Genomic DNA, 16703 nt, shown 5'->3' on the forward strand with positions numbered 1-16703 from the left:
CTCCGGCGGTACGGGGGCGGGGCCGGCGTCAGCCGCGGCGGCCGGCCAGCTTCCAGGCGGCCGGGAGGGCGCCCATCGCCAGGGCGGCCTTGAGCGCGTCGCCCACCAGGAACGGGGTCAGGCCCGCCGCGACGGCGGCGCTCAGGGACATCCCGGTCGCGCCCATCAGGTACGGCACGCCCACCGCGTAGATCACCGCGGAGCCGAGCACCATCGTGCCCGCCGTGCGCAGGACCGAGCGGTCGGCGCCGCGGCGCGCGAGGGCGCCGACGACGGTGGCGGCGAGCAGCATGCCCAGCACGTAGCCGAAGGAGGCGCCGGACGCCCCGGAGGTGCCGCCCGCGAACCAGGGCATCCCGGCCGCGCCGAGCAGGGCGTACAGCCCCAGCGCGAGGAAGCCGCGGCGGGCGCCGAAGGCGGTGCCGACGAGCAGGGCCGCGAAGGTCTGGCCGGTCACCGGGACCGGGGAGCCGGGTACGGGCACGGCGATCTGCGCGGCCAGTCCGGTGAGCGCGGCTCCGCCGACGACGAGCGCGATGTCGCGGACGCGGCTCGCGGGCAGCAGGTCGGCGAGGACGGCGCCGGGCCGGAAGGAGACGGAAGCGGTGCTCATCGGTGGGCTCCGGAAGGTCGTGGTGACGGGACGATCACCGACGTTAGTCCGCGGCCCGCGGCGCCCCCACCGCCGCCCGATACAAAGGCATACTCCTCGGTTTGGTGGAGACCGCACAAAGACCCTCACCCACACCCGTGTTCGCGTGATCCGTGTCACGGGGAAGATCCGACAACACATCCGTTTTGCACACAAGGCCGCCGCTCAGTGAGACTGTAGGGTCCCGCCAATCCGGATGCGGAGCCCCTACCGCCGCTGGGCCGAACGAGAGTACGAGCACCCCTCATGCGCGACCGCTTGCCCGAAGCTCCCCCGATCACGGGCGACCTGCCCGCGGAACCCCTCAGCCACAGCCTCAAGCAGCGCCACCTGACCATGCTGGGCCTCGGCGGCGTGATCGGCGCCGGGCTCTTCGTCGGCTCCGGTGCCGGCATCGGCATCGCCGGCCCGGCGATCATCTGCTCCTACCTGCTCGCGGGGGTGCTCGCGATGCTCGTCATGCGCGCACTCGGCGAGATGTCGGCGGCGATGCCCGCCTCCGGCTCCTTCTCCGTCTACGCGGAGAAGGCCCTGGGCCGCTGGGCCGGGTTCTCGGCGGGCTGGCTGTACTGGTTCCTGCTGGTCGTGGTGCTCGCCGTGGAGGCCACCGGCGCCGCGAAGATCGCCAACGGCTGGGTCCCGTCGATCGACCAGTGGGTCTGGGTGCTGCTCTTCATGGTGGTCTTCACCGTGAGCAACCTGGCCGCCGTGCGGAACTTCGGCGAGTTCGAGTTCTGGTTCGCCGCCCTGAAGGTCGGCGCGATCGTGCTGTTCCTGATCCTCGGCACCCTCGCGGTCTTCGGCCTGCTCCCGGACACGGATCCCGTGGGCATGGCCAACCTCACCGGGCAGGGCGGGTTCTTCCCCGAGGGCTTCGGCGGAGTGGTCGCCGGCATGCTCGCCGTGATCTTCGCCTTCGGCGGCCTGGAGGTCGTCACGATCGCGGCCGCCGAGTCGGACGACCCGGCCCGGTCCGTGTCCCGCGCGGTGCGCAGCGCGGTGTGGCGCATCCTCTTCTTCTACGTCGGTTCGATGGTGGTCATCGTGACCCTGCTGCCGTGGGACTCGCTCAAGCCCGGCGAGAGCCCGTACGTCGCGGTCCTCGACTCGATCGGCATCCCGGCGGCCGGCCAGATCATGAACATCGTGGTGTTCGTGGCGCTGCTGTCGGCGCTGAACGCCAACCTGTACGGGTCCTCGCGCATGGTGTTCTCGCTGGCCGAGCGCGGCGAGGCGCCGAAGGCCCTGCTGAAGGTCTCGGGCGGCGGGGTGCCGCGGCGCGCGGTCTTCGCCTCGGTGGCCTTCGGCTTCGTCTCGGTGGTGCTGAACCTGCTGTGGCCGGACACGATCTTCCTCTACATGCTCAACGCGGTCGGCGCGGTGCTGCTGTTCGTGTGGGCGCTGATCGCCGTCTCGCAGCTGAAGCTGCGCCGGATCATCGAGCGGGACATGCCGGAGCGGCTGACCCTGCCGATGTGGCTGTTCCCGTACGCGACCTGGGCGGCGCTGCTCGGCATGGCGGCCGTGCTGGTCCTGATGCTGTTCGACGACTCGGCCCGGCCACAGCTGCTGTGGTCCACCGGGGCGGCCGCCGCGGTGCTGGTGGTGGCGTGGGTGCGGGAGCTGCGGACCCGTCGGACCTGACGGTTCGCGGCGTGTGCGGCAGGGCCCGGGACCCAGGTCCCGGGCCCTGCCGCGTTCTGCGGGCGGGCGATCACGTCCCGTGAAGCAAGTGTCCGGATGATGGACGCACACCGTCCGACTATCGGACGTTTCGGCAGACTGGCCCCCATGAGCCAGAGCACCATCACACCCCCCGGGCAGCAGGCGCCGCCGCGGACCGACGCCGGATCCCCCCTCGGCAACGGACTCAAGCAGCGCCACCTCTCGATGATCGCCCTCGGGGGCGTCATCGGCGCCGGACTCTTCGTCGGGTCCGGCGCGGGCATCGCCGCCGCGGGCCCCTCGATCGTGCTCGCGTACGCCGCGTCCGGGATCCTGGTGATGCTCGTGATGCGGATGCTCGGCGAGATGTCCGCCGCGAACCCCGCCTCGGGCTCCTTCTCCGTCCACGCCGAGCGGGCCATCGGCCCCTGGGCCGGGTTCACCGCCGGTTGGATGTTCTGGACGCTGCTGTGCGTGGGCGTGGCCATCGAGGCCATCGGCGCGGCGCACATCATGACCGGCTGGTTCCCGGGCACCCCGTCCTGGATGTGGGTGCTGGTCTTCATGGCGGTCTTCTGCGGGTCCAACCTGGCGGCCGTCTCGAACTTCGGCGAGTTCGAGTTCTGGTTCGCCACCCTCAAGATCGGCGCCATCGCGCTCTTCCTGGGCCTGGGCGTGCTGGCCGTCCTGGGCGTCCTACCCGGCACCGGCTCCCCCGGCGCCGCCAACCTGCTGCACGACGGCGGCTTCCTGCCCAACGGGGTGGAGGGCCTGCTGGTCGGCCTGCTGGCCTCGGTCGTCGCGTACGGCGGGCTGGAGACGGTGACCATCGCGGCCGCCGAGTCCGAGAACCCGGTCAAGGGCGTGGCCAAGGCCGTGAAGACGACCATGTGGCGGATCGCGGTCGTCTACGTCGGCTCCATGCTGGTCATCGTCACCCTGCTGCCGTGGAACGACCCGGCGGTCACCGCGGACGGGCCGTACGCCGCCACGCTGGACCACCTGGGCATCCCGGCGGCCGGCCAGATCATGAACGTGGTCATCCTGATCGCCCTGCTGTCCGCGATGAACGCCAACATCTACGGCTCCTCGCGCATGGCCTACTCTCTCGTCGCCCGCGGCCAGGGCCCCAAGGCGCTGGGCAAGGTCACCGGCCGCGTGCCGCGCCGCGCGGTGCTCGCCTCCTGCGGCTTCGGCTTCGTCACCGTGCTGCTGTCGTACTGGTACCCGGACACCCTGTTCGCCTGGCTGCTGAACATGGTCGGCGGGGTCATCCTGATCGTCTGGGGCTTCATCGCCGTCTCGCAGTTCGTGCTGCGCCGCCGGATGGAGCGGGAGGACCCGCGGAAGCTGGTCGTGCGGATGTGGGGGTTCCCGTACCTGACGTGGGTGGCGCTGGCGGGCGTGGCCGGGGTGCTGGTGCTGATGGCCCTGGGCGAGGACACCCGGGTCCAGGTGGTCTTCACCGGCGGCCTGACCGTGGCCCTCGCGGCGACCGGACGGGTCCTCCAGAAGCGGGCCGCCGCCCGCGTCTGACGGACCGGAGGCAACCGGGGCGGGTCCCGTGCGCGAGCACGGGGCCCGCCTTCTTCGTACGCCCCCGAACTCAGGTAACCCTTACGTGTGACCAGGAATAGATACTGCTAGCGTGCAGTTGCGCATTGATTGCAATAAGCAGTTGGCACGCTGAGGGGACCGGATAACACGCATGGCCATCTACACGCTTCCTGAGCTTCCGTACGATTACGCGGCGCTGGAGCCGGTGATCAACCCGCAGATCATCGAGCTGCACCACGACAAGCACCACGCGGCCTATGTGACGGGCGCCAACAACACGCTGGAGCAGCTGGCGGAGGCGCGCGACAAGGAGAACTGGGGCGCCCTCAACGGCCTCGAGAAGAACCTCGCGTTCCACCTCTCCGGCCACATCCTGCACAGCATCTACTGGCACAACATGGCCAGCCCGAAGACCGGCGAGGGCGGCGGCGAGCCCACCGCGGCCGACGGCCTGGGCGACCTGGCCGACGCGATCACCGAGTCCTTCGGCTCCTTCGCGAAGTTCAAGAAGCAGCTGACCTTCGCCTCCTCCGCCACCCAGGGCTCCGGCTGGGGCGTGCTCGCGTACGAGCCGGTCAGCGGCCGCCTCGTCGTCGAGCAGGTCTACGACCACCAGGGCAACGTGGGTGTGGCCAGCACCCCGATCCTGGTCTTCGACGCCTGGGAGCACGCCTTCTACCTGCAGTACAAGAACCAGAAGGTGGACTTCATCGAGGCGATGTGGAACGTCGTCAACTGGCAGGACGTCTCCACGCGCTACGCCGACGCCAAGGCGAACACCCCGCTGCTGATCCCCGCCAAGGGCTGAGCGCACCCCCGAGCCCGTCCGCCTCGTGATCGTCTTCTCAACCTTCACCGGCGGGCGTGTCCAGCAGAAGACCCCCGTGAGGACGTGACTCACGGGGGTCTTCTGTGTGCGACGGTACGGGCTACTCGAAGGAGGGGCCCTTGGTGCGGGTGCGCTTGATCTCGTAGAAGCCGGGGATCGAGGCGACGAGCAGGGTGCCGTCCCACAGCCGGGCCGCGGCCTCGCCGCGCGGGGCCGGGGTGACGACCGGGCCGAAGAAGGCCACGTCCTCGCCGTCGGCGCCGGGCACCGAGATCACCGGGGTGCCGACCTCCTGGCCGACCCGGTCGATGCCGTCGTCGTGCGAGGCGCGCAGCACCTCGTCGTACTCGTCGGAGTCGGCGTACGCGAGCAGCTCGGCCGGCAGCTCCAGCGCCGACAGCGCCTCGGCGATCACCTCGCGGGTCGCGCCCTTGCCCTCGTTGTGGATCCGGGTGCCGAGCTCGGTGTAGAGCTTGCCGGTGATCTCGTCGCCGAACTTCTGCTGGGCCGCCACGACCACGCGCACCGGCGCCCAGCCCTTGGGGCCGAGCAGCTCGCGGTAGTGCTCGGGCAGTTCGTCGAGCTTGTTCTCGTTCAGGACGGCCAGGCTCATCACGTGCCAGCGGACCTCGACGTCGCGGACCTTCTCGACCTCGAGCATCCACCGGGACGTCATCCAAGCCCAGGGGCACAGCGGGTCGAACCAGAAATCGACCGGGGTCTTCTCGCGCACCTGGGTGTCGGACATGTCTCTCCTCGCATCGCTCACGGCGTCGTTCGTGGTGTCCCCCTCCCCAACCAGCGCGCGTTCGCACGCATTCCCCCCATGGGAGGATTCGATCGAAGGAACCCGACCACGCACGAAGGAGTGCACGTGCCCGGAGAGAATCTGTCCCGCGACGAGGCCCGCGAGAGGGCCGGACTGCTGTCCGTCGACGGGTACGAGGTGGTCCTCGACGTGAGGTCCGCGGTGGACGAGGCCGAACCGGCCGAGGGCCCCCGGACCTTCCGCTCGGTGACCACGATCCGCTTCCGGGCCGCGGTCCCCGACGCCGCCACCTTCGCGGACCTGATCGCCCCCTCCGTGAACTCCGTGACCCTCAACGGGCGCGCGCTGGACGTGGCCGCCGTCTTCGACGGGGCGCGGATCGCCCTGGACGGCCTGGCCGCCGAGAACGTGCTCGTGGTCGACGCGAACTGCGCGTACAGCCGGACGGGCGAGGGCCTGCACCGCTTCGTGGACCCGGAGGACGGCGAGGTCTACCTCTACACCCAGTACGAGCCGGCGGACGCCCGGCGGGTGTACGCGAACTTCGAGCAGCCCGACCTGAAGGCGCCCTACCGCTTCGAGGTGGCCGCGCCCGAGGGCTGGCAGGTGTGGAGCAACGGCGCGGAGGAGTCGCGGGAGGCGGGGGTCTGGCGGTTCGCCGAGACCGCGCCGATCTCCACGTACATCACCTGCGTGGTGGCGGGCCCCTACCACTACGTGACGGACTCCTACACCCGCGGGGACCTGACGATCCCGCTCGGCGCGATGTGCCGCAAGGGGCTCGCCAAGCACTTCGACGCGGACGACGTCTTCCTGGTCACCAAGCAGGGCTTCGACCTGTTCCACGAGATCTTCGACTACCCGTACCCCTTCGGGAAGTACGACCAGGCCTTCGTGCCGGAGTACAACCTGGGCGCCATGGAGAACCCGGGGATGGTGACCTTCCGCGAGGAGTACATCTTCCGCGGCAAGGTGACACAGGCCTCGTACGAGCGGCGCGCGAACGTCATCCTGCACGAGATGGCGCACATGTGGTTCGGCGACCTGGTCACCATGAAGTGGTGGGACGACCTGTGGCTGAAGGAGTCCTTCGCGGACTTCATGGGCTCCTTCGGGCTGGTCGAGGCCACCCGCTTCGACCAGGCCTGGGTGACCTTCGCCAACAGCCGCAAGGCGTGGGCCTACCGTGCCGACCAGCTGCCGTCCACCCACCCGATCACGGCGGACATCCGTGACCTGGAGGACGCGAAGCTGAACTTCGACGGGATCACCTACGCCAAGGGCGCCGCGGTGCTCAAGCAGCTGGTCGCCTACGTGGGGCGGGACGCGTTCCTGGAGGGCGCGCGGCGCTACTTCAAGGCGAACGCGTACGGGAACACCACGCTGGACGACCTGCTGTCGGTGCTCGCGGAGGTCTCCGGGCGGGACATGGCCCAATGGTCGCGGGCCTGGCTGCAGACGGCCGGGGTCAACGTGCTGACACCGCTGGTGACCTGCGACGCGGGCGGGCGGGTGACGGAGCTCGCGGTGCTGCAGGAGGGCGACGAGCTGCGGCCGCACCGGGTCGCGGTGGGCCTCTACCGGCTGGAGCCCGACGGCACGCTGGTCCGCTACGCGCGGGCCGGGACCGACGTGTCGGGCGCGCGGACCGTGGTCACCGAGCTGGCGGGCCGGGAGCGGCCGGACCTGGTGCTGGTCAACGACGAGGACCTCACCTACTGCAAGGTCCGCTTCGACGAGGGCTCGCTGGCCACGCTGCGGGGGCACCTGGGCGACCTGACGGATCCGCTCGCGCGGGCGCTGGGCTGGTCGGCGCTGTGGAACCTGACGCGGGACGGGCTGATGCCCGCGCGGGACTTCATCTCGCTGGTCCTGGCGCACGCGGGACGCGAGACGGACGTCGGCGTGCTGCAGATGCTGCACGCGCAGGCGCTGACCGCGATCACCCACTACACGGCGCCGGGCCGGCGCGAGCAGGGCGGCCGGGAGCTGGCGGCGGGCGCGCTGCACGAACTGCGGCTGGCGGAGCCGGGGTCGGAGCACCAGCTGACCTGGGCCCGGTTCTTCGCGGCGAGCGCGGCGACGGAGGGCGACTTCCAGCTGCTGCTGGGGCTGCTGGAGGGGTCCGCGCGGATCGACGGGCTGGCGGTGGACCAGGAGCTGCGCTGGGACTTCCTGCTGCCGCTGGCCGCGCACGGAGCGGTCGACGAGGGCGCGCTCAGCGCCGAACTGGCGCGGGACGACACGGCGTCGGGCAAGCGGCACCAGGTGCGGTGCCTGGCGGCGCGGCCGTCCGCGGCGGTGAAGGACCAGGCGTGGGCGGCGGTGGTCGAGTCGGACGCGCTGTCGAACGCGCTGGTGGAGGCGACGATCGCCGGTATGCAGCAGCCTTCGCAGCGAGGGCTGCTGGCGGTCTTCGCGGAGCCGTACTTCGAGGTCATCGAGCGGGTGTGGGCGGACCGGTCGATCCAGATCGGCATGGACGTGGTGAAGGGGCTGTACCCCTCGCTCTCCGACCCCGAGCCGACGCTGGCCGCCACCGACGCCTGGCTGTCCGGCCACCCGGACGCGGCCCCGGCGCTCCGCCGCCTGGTGATCGAGTCCCGCGACGACCTGGCCAGGGCGTGGCGCGCGCAGCGCTGCGACGGGGCTTCGGACAACTGACCCCGCTCCGCGGTCAGGGGCGCCGCCCCCGGAGGGGATCCGGGGGCGGGCCTGGGGCGGGACCCGGGCGGCGCAGCCTATCGGCGGTCGAACGCCCGTACTTTAGCCCCGGCTTGTCCCGATTTGCCGACGGGCATGTAACAGGGGTTAGCGAGGCCATGGCCTGAGGGAATCACCGCGTCATGAACCACAACGCACCCCTCCCCCTCGCCCACCTCACCGGCAGCCGCCCCCGCGTGCTGACCCTGGCCCAGCTCCGCGAGCACGGCGTCACCGCCTCCGCCGCCGCCGAGCGGCCCTGGCAGCAGATCCTGCCCGGGGTGTTCCTGCTCCACGCGGGGCCCGCGACCAGCGAGGAGCGGCTGCACGCCGCGCTGCTCTACGCGGGCCGCCGCGGCGGCGAGGTCATGATCACCGGGCTGGCGGCGCTCGCCCTGTACCGCTTCGGCTCCGCGCCCGCGCTGCTCGGCCTCTCCCACATCGACGTGCTCGTGCCCGGCACCCGCCGGCTGCGCTCCACCGGTGACGTGCGGATCGTGCGCTCGCACACCCCGCCCCGGCCCCAGGAGGTGACCGGCCTGCCGGTGGCCCCCGTCGCGCGGGCCGTCGCCGACGCCGTCGCCCAGCTCGACGACGCCGCCACCGTGCGCCGCCTGCTCAGCGAGGCCGTCCGCGGCGGGCACTGCGAACCGGCCGCCGTGGTGCGGGAGCTGACGGTGGCCCGGCTGCTGAACCGCCCGCACGTGGTCGACGCCGTCGAGTCGCTGCTCGCCGAGGGCCGCGCCATCGCCGAGGACCGGCTCTACCACCTCGTACGGGGCTACGACCTCCCCGAGCCCGTCTGGAACGTGGACCTGCGCCTGCCCGGCGGCCCGCACCTCGGCGGGGTCGACGCGTTCTGGCCCGAGCACTCCGTCGCCGTGGAGATCGACACCCGCGCCCCGCGCCAGGGCGAGGACGAGCAGTGGTCCGAGTGCGTCCGCAAGCGCGAGACCCTGGAGCGGCTCGGGGTGACCGTCATCCACATCACCCCGCGCAAGCTCCGCGACTGGCCCGAACAGCAGGCCGCGGTCGTCCGGACCGCCCTGACGGCGTCCGGCGACCGCGAACCCGCCTCCTATCTGGTGGTGCTGCCCAGGTGAGGCGAGTACTCCGGGGCGCTCCACCGCAGCCGCCCCGGATGCAGACTCTCCACCACCGACTCGACATGGAAGCGGACGCGCCGCTCCCCGTCGGCCCCGAACTCGGTCTCCGCCCGGCCGCTGAGCTGGAGCAGCGCCCCGCTCTCCCAGTCGGGGAAGAGCAGCCCGGCCCGCGGATCGGCCGCCAGGTTCCCCAGGGTGAGGAACATGGCGTTGCCCGCGTAGTCCGGCCAGGCCAGCTCCCGCGGCGAGGACACCTCCACGAAGCCCGGCAGCCCGCCCCGGTGGCTGGCGTCCACTCCGTCGGCCTGCGCCGTGGTGGCGACGAAGAAGGTGTCGGCGGCGCGCAGGGCCCGCTCCTGGTCGGGGGTGAGCGCGTCCCCGCGCCGCACGACACCGGCTCCTTCGGCGGCGAGGTCCAGCGGCTGCCGCTTCTGCAGGTACTTCGGGCAGTTGGAGAAGACCTGTTCGGCGTGCACGGCGAACCCCCTCCCGGTCACCTCGAGGGTTCCGTTCAACCGCATCCGGCGCCGGGTGCGCGGATCGAGCGCGATGGTGCCGACCCGGGTCCCCCCGGTGGCCAGCGCCTGCGCGAGCGGGTCGCCCGCCGGTAGTCCGCCGGCGACCGTGATCCGGTCCGGGCCGGTGGCCCGTACGAAACCGGGCGCCCCCGTGAGCAGCGAGGCCCACATCCGCCCCGCGCCGTCGGCGGCGCCGACGACCAGGTGGGGCTGGAGTCCGAGGAACGCCGCGGCGACGTCCCGGATGCCCGTGCCGATCGAGCGGCCGACGTGCTCGGCCGCGGCCCGTACGCCGACCCGCTCCTGCACGGCCAGCGGGCCCTCGTGGTAGGCGCCGCTGCTCATTAGAAGAACCCGCAGGTCGGAGCCCCTGCGATCGGGGCGGGCTCGTCTTCGGCGCCGGCGGGTACCGAGATCTCCAGGCGGGTGCCGTCGGGGTCGTGGAAGAAGATGCCGCCGGAGGCGGCCCCCTCGCCATGGGCGACGACGCCCTCGTAGGCGAACTCCACGCCCAGCGACCGCAGCCGCTCCTCGAACTCCCGCACCTCCTCGATGGCGCCGGCCGAGAGCGCGAGGTGGTGCAGTCCGGCCGAGGCCGGGGCGAAGGCGCCGTCGGCCTGCTGCCACAGGGTGAGGACGAGCTCGCCGTCCTGGCCGAGGAAGGCGAAGCGGCGCCCCTCCTCCCTGCCCTCGCCCAGCAGCCGGAAGCCGAGGGCGTCCCGGTAGAAGGCGAGCGACCGGTCGAGATCGGTGACGTTCAGGCCGACGTGGCCGGTGCGGAGCCCGCTGATGACGCTCGTCATGGAAGTACCTTCCCCAGAGGATTTCTTCTCTAACCTTCTAAACTCACGTTAAGGGTTATAGAGGCGGGGGTCAACCGGTCACGTACTCTTGAGGGGTTAGCGTCAGGGTGGCGGGAAGGTACGGAGACATGACGGCGGCGGACCCACGACCCCTGACCGGGGAGCCGGTCGCCCTCGACCTGCTGAACACCCGCTGGGCCGCCGAGGGCGGACCGCTCGACCTCTTCGCGGGAGCCGCCGGGCTGTCCCGGGTCGAAGGGCTCGCCGTCTGGCTGGAGAGCACCGGCCTGGCCGGCCGCTTCCGCGCGGACGCCCCGACCCTCGTCCACCTGCTGACCGCCCGCGAGGCCCTGGCCCGCGCGGTGGCCGACCCGGCCGACGAGAGCGCGCGGCGCCTGGTCGACGCGGTACTGGAGCACGGCCGGATCCGGCCCACCCTCACCGCCGAAGGCCCGGGCGAGCGGGCCGAGTTCGACGACCCCACCTGGGGCCCGGCCTGGACGGCCGCCCGGAACTACCTGGAACTGCTGGACTCCGCGCCCGGCCGGATCCGCAAGTGCGCCTCCGAGAGCTGCGTACTGCACTTCCACGACGTCTCGCGCAACGGCACCCGGCGCTGGTGCTCGATGGCCGCCTGCGGAAACCGGGCGAAAGCCTCCCGCCACTACGCGCGCACGCGCGAGCGCTGAAAGCTCGAAAGTTGTCACACCCGATCCGGCGCGGAGCCCTGCCCCGCCCCTGACGCGCCGTCGGAAAGTCTACAAATCTACTCTCCAGCCCTTTGGGTCGTCCACATCTGTCCCGGTACGGCCGCGCTGGCGCATGCTCCGCGTTGGCGAGAGTCCGCCATGGCAGGTCTCGGTCAATGACAACTCTCCCCAAAGACCTTGCTCTTGCGCAAAGCTGACCGGTCATCCGGCACCGAAATCCGGACCATTTCTTCCACTGACCAGGGATGCAGATGACCCTCGAATCCCCCAGCTCCATACCCGGGGCCAGACGCGCCGTGCGCGTCGCGGCCGCGGCCGGCCTGGTGGCCGCCCTCGTGGCCACCGGCTCCGCGCCCGTCTTCGCGGCCACCGGCACGGACACCCCGGGCGCCACGGCGGCCGTGAAGTCCGCTGACCAGAAGCTCGGTTCGGCCGACGCCGAGCTGCTCCAGGCGGCCAAGGCCAAGGGTGACGCGACCGTGACCGTCATGGTCGCGACCGCCCCCGGCCAGACCAAGCAGGTGGCCGACCAGCTCGACGCCGTCCAGGGCGCCTCGGTGGGCCGGACGTACGACAAGCTCGGCTACGTCCGCGCCACCCTGCCCACCGCCAGGGCGGAGGCCGCGCTGAAGGCGGCCGCCAAGCTGTCCTCGGTGCACGGCATCGACCTGCGGCACGAGATCCAGCTGCCGGACCCGCGTCCCGACGCCCACAACGCCTCGGACGCGGGCAAGAAGACCGCGGCCGAGACGTACCCGGCGCCGGACCGGAACACCCCGGCGAAGAACCCGTACAACCCGTCCTTCGAGACCGGCGCGGTGGACTTCGTCGAGAAGAACCCGCAGGCCGACGGCCGTGGCGTGACCATCGGCATCATGGACTCGGGCGTCGACCTCGGCCACCCGGCCCTGCAGAAGACCACCACCGGCGAGCGCAAGATCGTCGACTGGGTGACGGCGACCGACCCGATCGCCGACGGCGACGCCACCTGGCGCGCCCAGATCACCCCGGTCACCACCGCGGGCGGCAGCTTCACCGCGGGCGGGGCGAGCTGGAAGGCGCCCGAGGGCACCTTCCAGTGGAGCCGGTTCAGCGAGTCGATCACCGCCAACGGCGACATGAAGGGCGACGTCAACCGGGACGGGGACACCACCGACCGGTTCGGCATGCTCTACGACGCCGCCTCCGGCACCGTCCGCGTCGACACCGACCAGGACGGCGACTTCACGAACAACGAGCCGATGAAGCCGTACAAGGACGGCTACCAGATCGGCTATTTCGGCACGGACAACCCGGCGACCGAGGTCGCCGAGCGCATCCCGTTCGTGATCGAGATCCGCAAGGACGTCCCGATGGACCCGCTGGGTGGTGACTGGGTCGGCAAGAAGGCCGACTTCGTCAACATCGGCATCATCGAGTCCGAGCACGGCACGCACGTCGCCGGCATCACCGCCGCCAACAGCCTCTTCGGCGGCAAGATGAACGGCGAGGCGCCCGGCGCCAAGCTCGTCTCCTCGCGCGCCTGCTCCTGGTCCGGCGGCTGCACCAACATCGCGCTGACCGAGGGCATGATCGACCTCGTCGTGAACCGCGGCGTCGACATCGTCAACATGTCGATCGGCGGCCTCCCGGCGCTGAACGACGGCAACAACGCGCGTTCCGAACTCTACAAGAACCTCATCGACACCTACGGTGTCCAGCTCGTCATCTCGGCGGGCAACGAGGGCCCCGGCGTCAACACCATCGGCGACCCCAGCCTCGCGGACAAGGTCATCTCCGTGGGTGCCGCGGTCTCCAAGGAGACCTGGGCCGCCAACTACGGCTCCGGCGTGGCCAAGAAGTACAACATGTTCCCCTTCTCCTCGCGCGGTCCGCGTGAGGACGGCGGGTTCACGCCGACCATCACCGCCCCCGGCGCGTCCATCAACACCATCCAGACCTGGCTGCCCGGCGCCCCGGTCAAGGAGGCCGGCTACGCGCTCCCGGCCGGTTACGGCATGCTCCAGGGCACCTCGATGTCCTCGCCGCAGGCGGCGGGCGCCAGCGCCCTGCTGATCTCGGCCGCCAAGCAGCACAACATCAAGCTGACCCCGGCGAGCCTGCGCGTGGCGCTCACCAGCACCGCGAAGAAGATCGACGACGTCCCGGCGCACGCCCAGGGCTCCGGTCTGATCGACGTCCTCGGCGCGTGGGACTCCATCCAGGGCGACGCGAAGGCCAACGAGTTCACGGTCAAGGCCCCGGTCGACACCGCGATCGACCAGTTCCTGAAGACCCCGGGCTTCGGCACCGGCCTGTACGACCGCGAGGGCGGCCTCAAGGTCGGCCAGAAGAAGGTCTACAACGTCGTCGTCACCCGCACCACGGGCGTCAAGTACGGCACCCGGCACAACCTGAGCTGGCGCAACGACGACGGCACCTTCAAGGTCATCGGCGGCTACGACTACGTCACCCTGCCGCTGAACAAGCCCGTCACCATCAAGGTCGAGGCCAACGCCAAGTCGGCCGGCGTGCACAGCGGCATCCTGCAGCTGGACGACGAGACCACCGAGGGCATCGACAAGCAGATCCTGGCCACGGTCGTCGCCGCCGCTCCGCTGGCGAAGCCGTCGTTCACGCTGTCGGACACCTCCTCCGTGCAGCGCAACAGCCACAAGTCGTACTTCGTGACCGTCCCGGCGGGCGCCAAGACCCTCGAGGTCGCGCTCGGCGGTCTCGCGGCGGGCAGCCAGACGCGCTTCATCTCGATCCACCCCTACGGTGTGGGCGTCGAGGACAGCGCGACCACCCAGTGCTACCCGAACTACGACAACCCGGCGAACACCTGCCGCCCCGACCTGCGCTCGTACGCCGACCCGCAGCCGGGCGTCTGGGAGATCGAGGTCGAGTCGCGCCGTACCTCGCCGCTCCTCGACAACCCGTTCAAGCTGGACGTCTCCGTGCTCGGCGCGGCCTTCGACCCCGCGGTCAAGGTCCTGCCCGAGGTCAAGCAGGGCACCCCGGCCCCGGTCCAGTGGTCCGTGAAGAACGAGGCCGCGGCCATCTCCGGCGGCAAGCTCCAGGGTGGACCGCTCGGCTCGGCGAAGGTCGCCAAGCCGACCATCGCCAACGGTGAGACCCACACCACCGAGGTCACGATCGGCGAGGGCGTCTCCCGCCTCGACATCGCGATCGGCAAGGTGTCCGACACCGGCGCCGACCTCGACCTCGACGTGTACAAGGACGGCGTCAAGGTCGGCTCCTCCGCCGACGGCGACTCCGAGGAGAGCGTGAGCCTGGTGAACCCGGGCGCGGGCACCTACACCATCGACGTGTTCGGCTACGCGGTCCCGTCCGGCTCCACCACGTACGACTACCGCGACGTGTACTTCTCGGCCGCCCTGGGCTCCGTCCAGGTCGACGAGACCACCGCGGTGAACCTCGCCAACGGCGCCTCCGCGGCGGTCTCGGCGAACGTCCTGGTCAACGCGGCGGCCCCCGAGGGCCGGCAGTTCTTCGGCCAGGTCCGGCTGCTGAACGCCCGCGGCACCGCCGCCGGCACCGGCAGCGTGCAGATCGAGAAGGTCCTCCCGTAACCCGGTAGGAACGCGAAGACCGGAGGGGCAGCGCTCGTGGTGACGAGCACTGCCCCTCCGGGCATTCCCCCCTCCCCTCAGGCGGTCAGCCCTTCAGGGAGCCCAGGTCCTGGGCGTAGGTGCCCACCGCGTGGGCGATGACGTCCAGGTTGGTGTCGAAGACCTTCAGGTCCAGGTTCTTCAGGGTGTCGCCCGCCCCGTGGTAGTTCGGGTCGTACGGGGCCCCCGCGGTGCCGCCGTGGCGCTCGGCCTGCTCCACGGTCTTGATGCCCTCGGCGCCGGTGAAGGTGCCGCCGGCCGGGATGCCGTTCGCGATGAACGGGCCGTAGTCGGAGCGGCCGTCGAAGTCGCTGCCCTCGTGGGGCTTGCGCTTCTTGTCGAGGAAGCCGTTGATCAGGGCCTCGATCTGCGCCGATCCGGCCGGGCCCGCGCCCGCGCCGGTCCTGTCGGAGTCGTCGCCGTCGTAGACGAACTGCACCGGGTTCGGCGAGGCGATCATGTCGAAGTTGAGGTAGAGCGCGATGTCCTTCTTCTGCCGGTCGGACAGCTGCGCCACGTAGTGCTCGGAGCCCAGCAGGCCCAGCTCCTCCGCCGACCACCAGGCGAAGCGGACCTTGTGGGCGGGGCCCTTGCCCTTCTTGTTGGCGCCCTCCTCGGCGAGCTTCAGCGCCACCTCCAGCAGACCGGCCGAGCCGGAGCCGTTGTCGTTGATGCCGGGGCCCTCGGGGACCGAGTCCAGGTGGGCGCCGACCGCCACCACGCGGTCGGAGCGGCCGCCGCGGGTCTCGGCGACCACGTTGCGGGTGGTCTTCCTCACGTGCTCCTGGTCCAGTTCCAGGCGTACGGACACCTCGCCCGCGGCGGCGGCCGCCGTCAGCGCCTCGCCGTCGGCCAGGGTGATGCCCGCGCTCGGGATGACCCCCTCGGCGGGCGAGGAGAAGCCGCCGCGGACCGGGGTGGTGCCGCTGTGGTTGTAGACGATGACGCCGAGGGCGCCGGCCGCGGCGGCCGCCTTCTGCTTCTCCACGAAGGTGCAGGACCCGCGCTTGACCAGGGCGATCTTCCCGGTGAAGGCGCCGGCCGGGTAGTCGTCGGCCGTGCAGCCCGGGGTCTCGTCGACCCGCGCGAGGGCGAGCGGGGCGGTCAGCCCGCCCGCCGGGGTGGACTTGGTGAAGGTGAACGCGGCGGTGGCCAGCTCGCGGCCCTGCCCGCCCCCGCCGCCGCCGCCGAGGACGAAGGCCTTCTCCGTCTTCGTGTGCGCCTCGTGGATGTCGAAGTCCTGGTAGGAGACCGCGTACCCGGCCTTCTTCAGCGTGTCGTGGACGTAGGCGGCGGAGGCCGCGTGGCCGGGCGTGCCGGCGGCCCGGTTGCCGCCGTTGGCGTCGGCGATCTGCTGGAACTTCGCCAGGTGGCGGTAGGCGCCGCGGGCGGTGACCTCCGCCACCAGCTCCTTGGCGAGCCTGCCCTCGCGCGGGTGGGCGGCGGCCGGAGTGGCGGCGAGCAGGACGGGTGCGGCGACGGCGGCGGCCGCGAGGGCGGCGAGCGCCGGTATGGACCGGCGGCGGTGGCGGATGGCGCGCACGGTGGATCTCCCCGAGTCGGATGGGTCGCAATGCGGACGGCCACGTCCGGATACCGGTCGTGGCAGATCGGACGCTAACCGCCCCCGAACAGGCAAAACGGGCGTTCAGGGGCCGTGCAACACGCACGCCACGGACTCGTCACACGGGTTCACATCCAGGACACCGTCCGTTCCTCGGACAATGGATTGGACAAGGCTCGTGGGGTCGAACGCATGATGGCTTCACGCGCGCCC

Annotated in this window: 12 protein-coding genes; 7 read left to right on the top strand and 5 right to left on the bottom strand. The window is 71.4% G+C overall.

Annotated elements, in window-relative coordinates; all coding sequences use genetic code 11:
• Positions 1 to 28: 28 nt before the first annotated feature.
• Positions 29 to 613, bottom strand: coding sequence for a biotin transporter BioY (locus tag AB0D66_RS05285; RefSeq protein ID WP_362296921.1), 585 nt, complete (start codon positions 611 to 613; stop codon positions 29 to 31).
• Positions 614 to 898: 285 nt separating this feature from the next.
• Between AB0D66_RS05285 and AB0D66_RS05290 the strand changes: the two genes are divergently transcribed.
• The 3 genes from AB0D66_RS05290 to AB0D66_RS05300 all read left to right on the top strand — a co-directional run bounded on the left by AB0D66_RS05290 (position 899) and on the right by AB0D66_RS05300 (position 4682).
• Positions 899 to 2296 (top strand): amino acid permease, encoded by a 1398-nt coding sequence (locus AB0D66_RS05290; protein WP_362296924.1) that lies wholly within the window; start codon positions 899 to 901, stop codon positions 2294 to 2296.
• Positions 2297 to 2443: 147 nt separating this feature from the next.
• Complete coding sequence (locus AB0D66_RS05295) at positions 2444 to 3853, top strand: amino acid permease (protein WP_362296927.1); 1410 nt, start codon at positions 2444 to 2446, stop codon at positions 3851 to 3853.
• Between the two features lie 172 nt (positions 3854 to 4025).
• The gene (locus tag AB0D66_RS05300; RefSeq protein ID WP_362296930.1) at positions 4026 to 4682 is read left to right on the top strand and encodes a superoxide dismutase; all 657 of its coding nucleotides are present in this window, start codon (positions 4026 to 4028) and stop codon (positions 4680 to 4682) included.
• 121 nt (positions 4683 to 4803) lie between these two features.
• Here AB0D66_RS05300 and AB0D66_RS05305 read toward each other — a convergent pair whose 3' ends face one another.
• Positions 4804 to 5451 (bottom strand): DsbA family protein, encoded by a 648-nt coding sequence (locus AB0D66_RS05305; RefSeq protein ID WP_362296933.1) that lies wholly within the window; start codon positions 5449 to 5451, stop codon positions 4804 to 4806.
• Between the two features lie 126 nt (positions 5452 to 5577).
• Between AB0D66_RS05305 and pepN the strand changes: the two genes are divergently transcribed.
• Positions 5578 to 8136 carry an aminopeptidase N gene (gene pepN, locus AB0D66_RS05310; RefSeq protein WP_362296936.1) on the top strand — a complete coding sequence of 853 codons (2559 nt, stop codon included), beginning with the start codon at positions 5578 to 5580 and terminating at the stop codon, positions 8134 to 8136.
• A gap of 182 nt (positions 8137 to 8318) precedes the next feature.
• Complete coding sequence (locus AB0D66_RS05315; RefSeq protein WP_362296939.1) at positions 8319 to 9278, top strand: hypothetical protein; 960 nt, start codon at positions 8319 to 8321, stop codon at positions 9276 to 9278.
• On the opposite strand, the gene AB0D66_RS05320 is transcribed toward AB0D66_RS05315, so the two are convergent.
• Complete coding sequence (locus AB0D66_RS05320; protein ID WP_362296942.1) at positions 9254 to 10144, bottom strand: pyridoxamine 5'-phosphate oxidase family protein; 891 nt, start codon at positions 10142 to 10144, stop codon at positions 9254 to 9256. The genes AB0D66_RS05315 and AB0D66_RS05320 overlap by 25 nt on opposite strands.
• Positions 10144 to 10602, bottom strand: a complete 459-nt coding sequence (locus AB0D66_RS05325; RefSeq protein WP_362296944.1) for a VOC family protein — start codon at positions 10600 to 10602, stop codon at positions 10144 to 10146. The genes AB0D66_RS05320 and AB0D66_RS05325 overlap by 1 nt, the downstream gene beginning before the upstream one ends.
• 128 nt (positions 10603 to 10730) lie before the next feature.
• Here AB0D66_RS05325 and AB0D66_RS05330 point away from each other — a divergent pair, with 128 nt between their 5' ends.
• Positions 10731 to 11291: a CGNR zinc finger domain-containing protein gene (locus tag AB0D66_RS05330; RefSeq protein WP_362296947.1), complete on the top strand. Its 561-nt coding sequence runs from the start codon at positions 10731 to 10733 to the stop codon at positions 11289 to 11291.
• 272 nt (positions 11292 to 11563) lie between these two features.
• Positions 11564 to 14887: a S8 family serine peptidase gene (locus AB0D66_RS05335; protein ID WP_362296950.1), complete on the top strand. Its 3324-nt coding sequence runs from the start codon at positions 11564 to 11566 to the stop codon at positions 14885 to 14887.
• Positions 14888 to 14972: 85 nt separating this feature from the next.
• On the opposite strand, the gene AB0D66_RS05340 is transcribed toward AB0D66_RS05335, so the two are convergent.
• Entirely contained in the window at positions 14973 to 16469 is a 1497-nt protein-coding gene (locus AB0D66_RS05340) for a M28 family peptidase (protein ID WP_362296953.1), read from the bottom strand.
• Between the last annotated feature and the right edge of the window lie 234 nt (positions 16470 to 16703).

Origin of the sequence: Streptomyces sp. NPDC048270 (assembly GCF_040652335.1) — a bacterium.
GTDB lineage: Bacteria > Actinomycetota > Actinomycetes > Streptomycetales > Streptomycetaceae > Streptomyces.

Excerpts from the sequence above, each read along its gene's own strand:
- AB0D66_RS05285 (WP_362296921.1), bottom strand. The coding sequence starts at position 613 with ATGAGCACCGCTTCCGTCTCCTTCCGGCCCGGCGCCGTCCTCGCCGAC.
- AB0D66_RS05290 (WP_362296924.1), top strand. The coding sequence starts at position 899 with ATGCGCGACCGCTTGCCCGAAGCTCCCCCGATCACGGGCGACCTGCCC.
- AB0D66_RS05295 (WP_362296927.1), top strand. The coding sequence starts at position 2,444 with ATGAGCCAGAGCACCATCACACCCCCCGGGCAGCAGGCGCCGCCGCGG.
- AB0D66_RS05300 (WP_362296930.1), top strand. The coding sequence starts at position 4,026 with ATGGCCATCTACACGCTTCCTGAGCTTCCGTACGATTACGCGGCGCTG.
- AB0D66_RS05305 (WP_362296933.1), bottom strand. The coding sequence starts at position 5,451 with ATGTCCGACACCCAGGTGCGCGAGAAGACCCCGGTCGATTTCTGGTTC.
- AB0D66_RS05315 (WP_362296939.1), top strand. The coding sequence starts at position 8,319 with ATGAACCACAACGCACCCCTCCCCCTCGCCCACCTCACCGGCAGCCGC.
- AB0D66_RS05320 (WP_362296942.1), bottom strand. The coding sequence starts at position 10,144 with ATGAGCAGCGGCGCCTACCACGAGGGCCCGCTGGCCGTGCAGGAGCGG.
- AB0D66_RS05325 (WP_362296944.1), bottom strand. The coding sequence starts at position 10,602 with ATGACGAGCGTCATCAGCGGGCTCCGCACCGGCCACGTCGGCCTGAAC.
- AB0D66_RS05330 (WP_362296947.1), top strand. The coding sequence starts at position 10,731 with ATGACGGCGGCGGACCCACGACCCCTGACCGGGGAGCCGGTCGCCCTC.
- AB0D66_RS05335 (WP_362296950.1), top strand. The coding sequence starts at position 11,564 with ATGACCCTCGAATCCCCCAGCTCCATACCCGGGGCCAGACGCGCCGTG.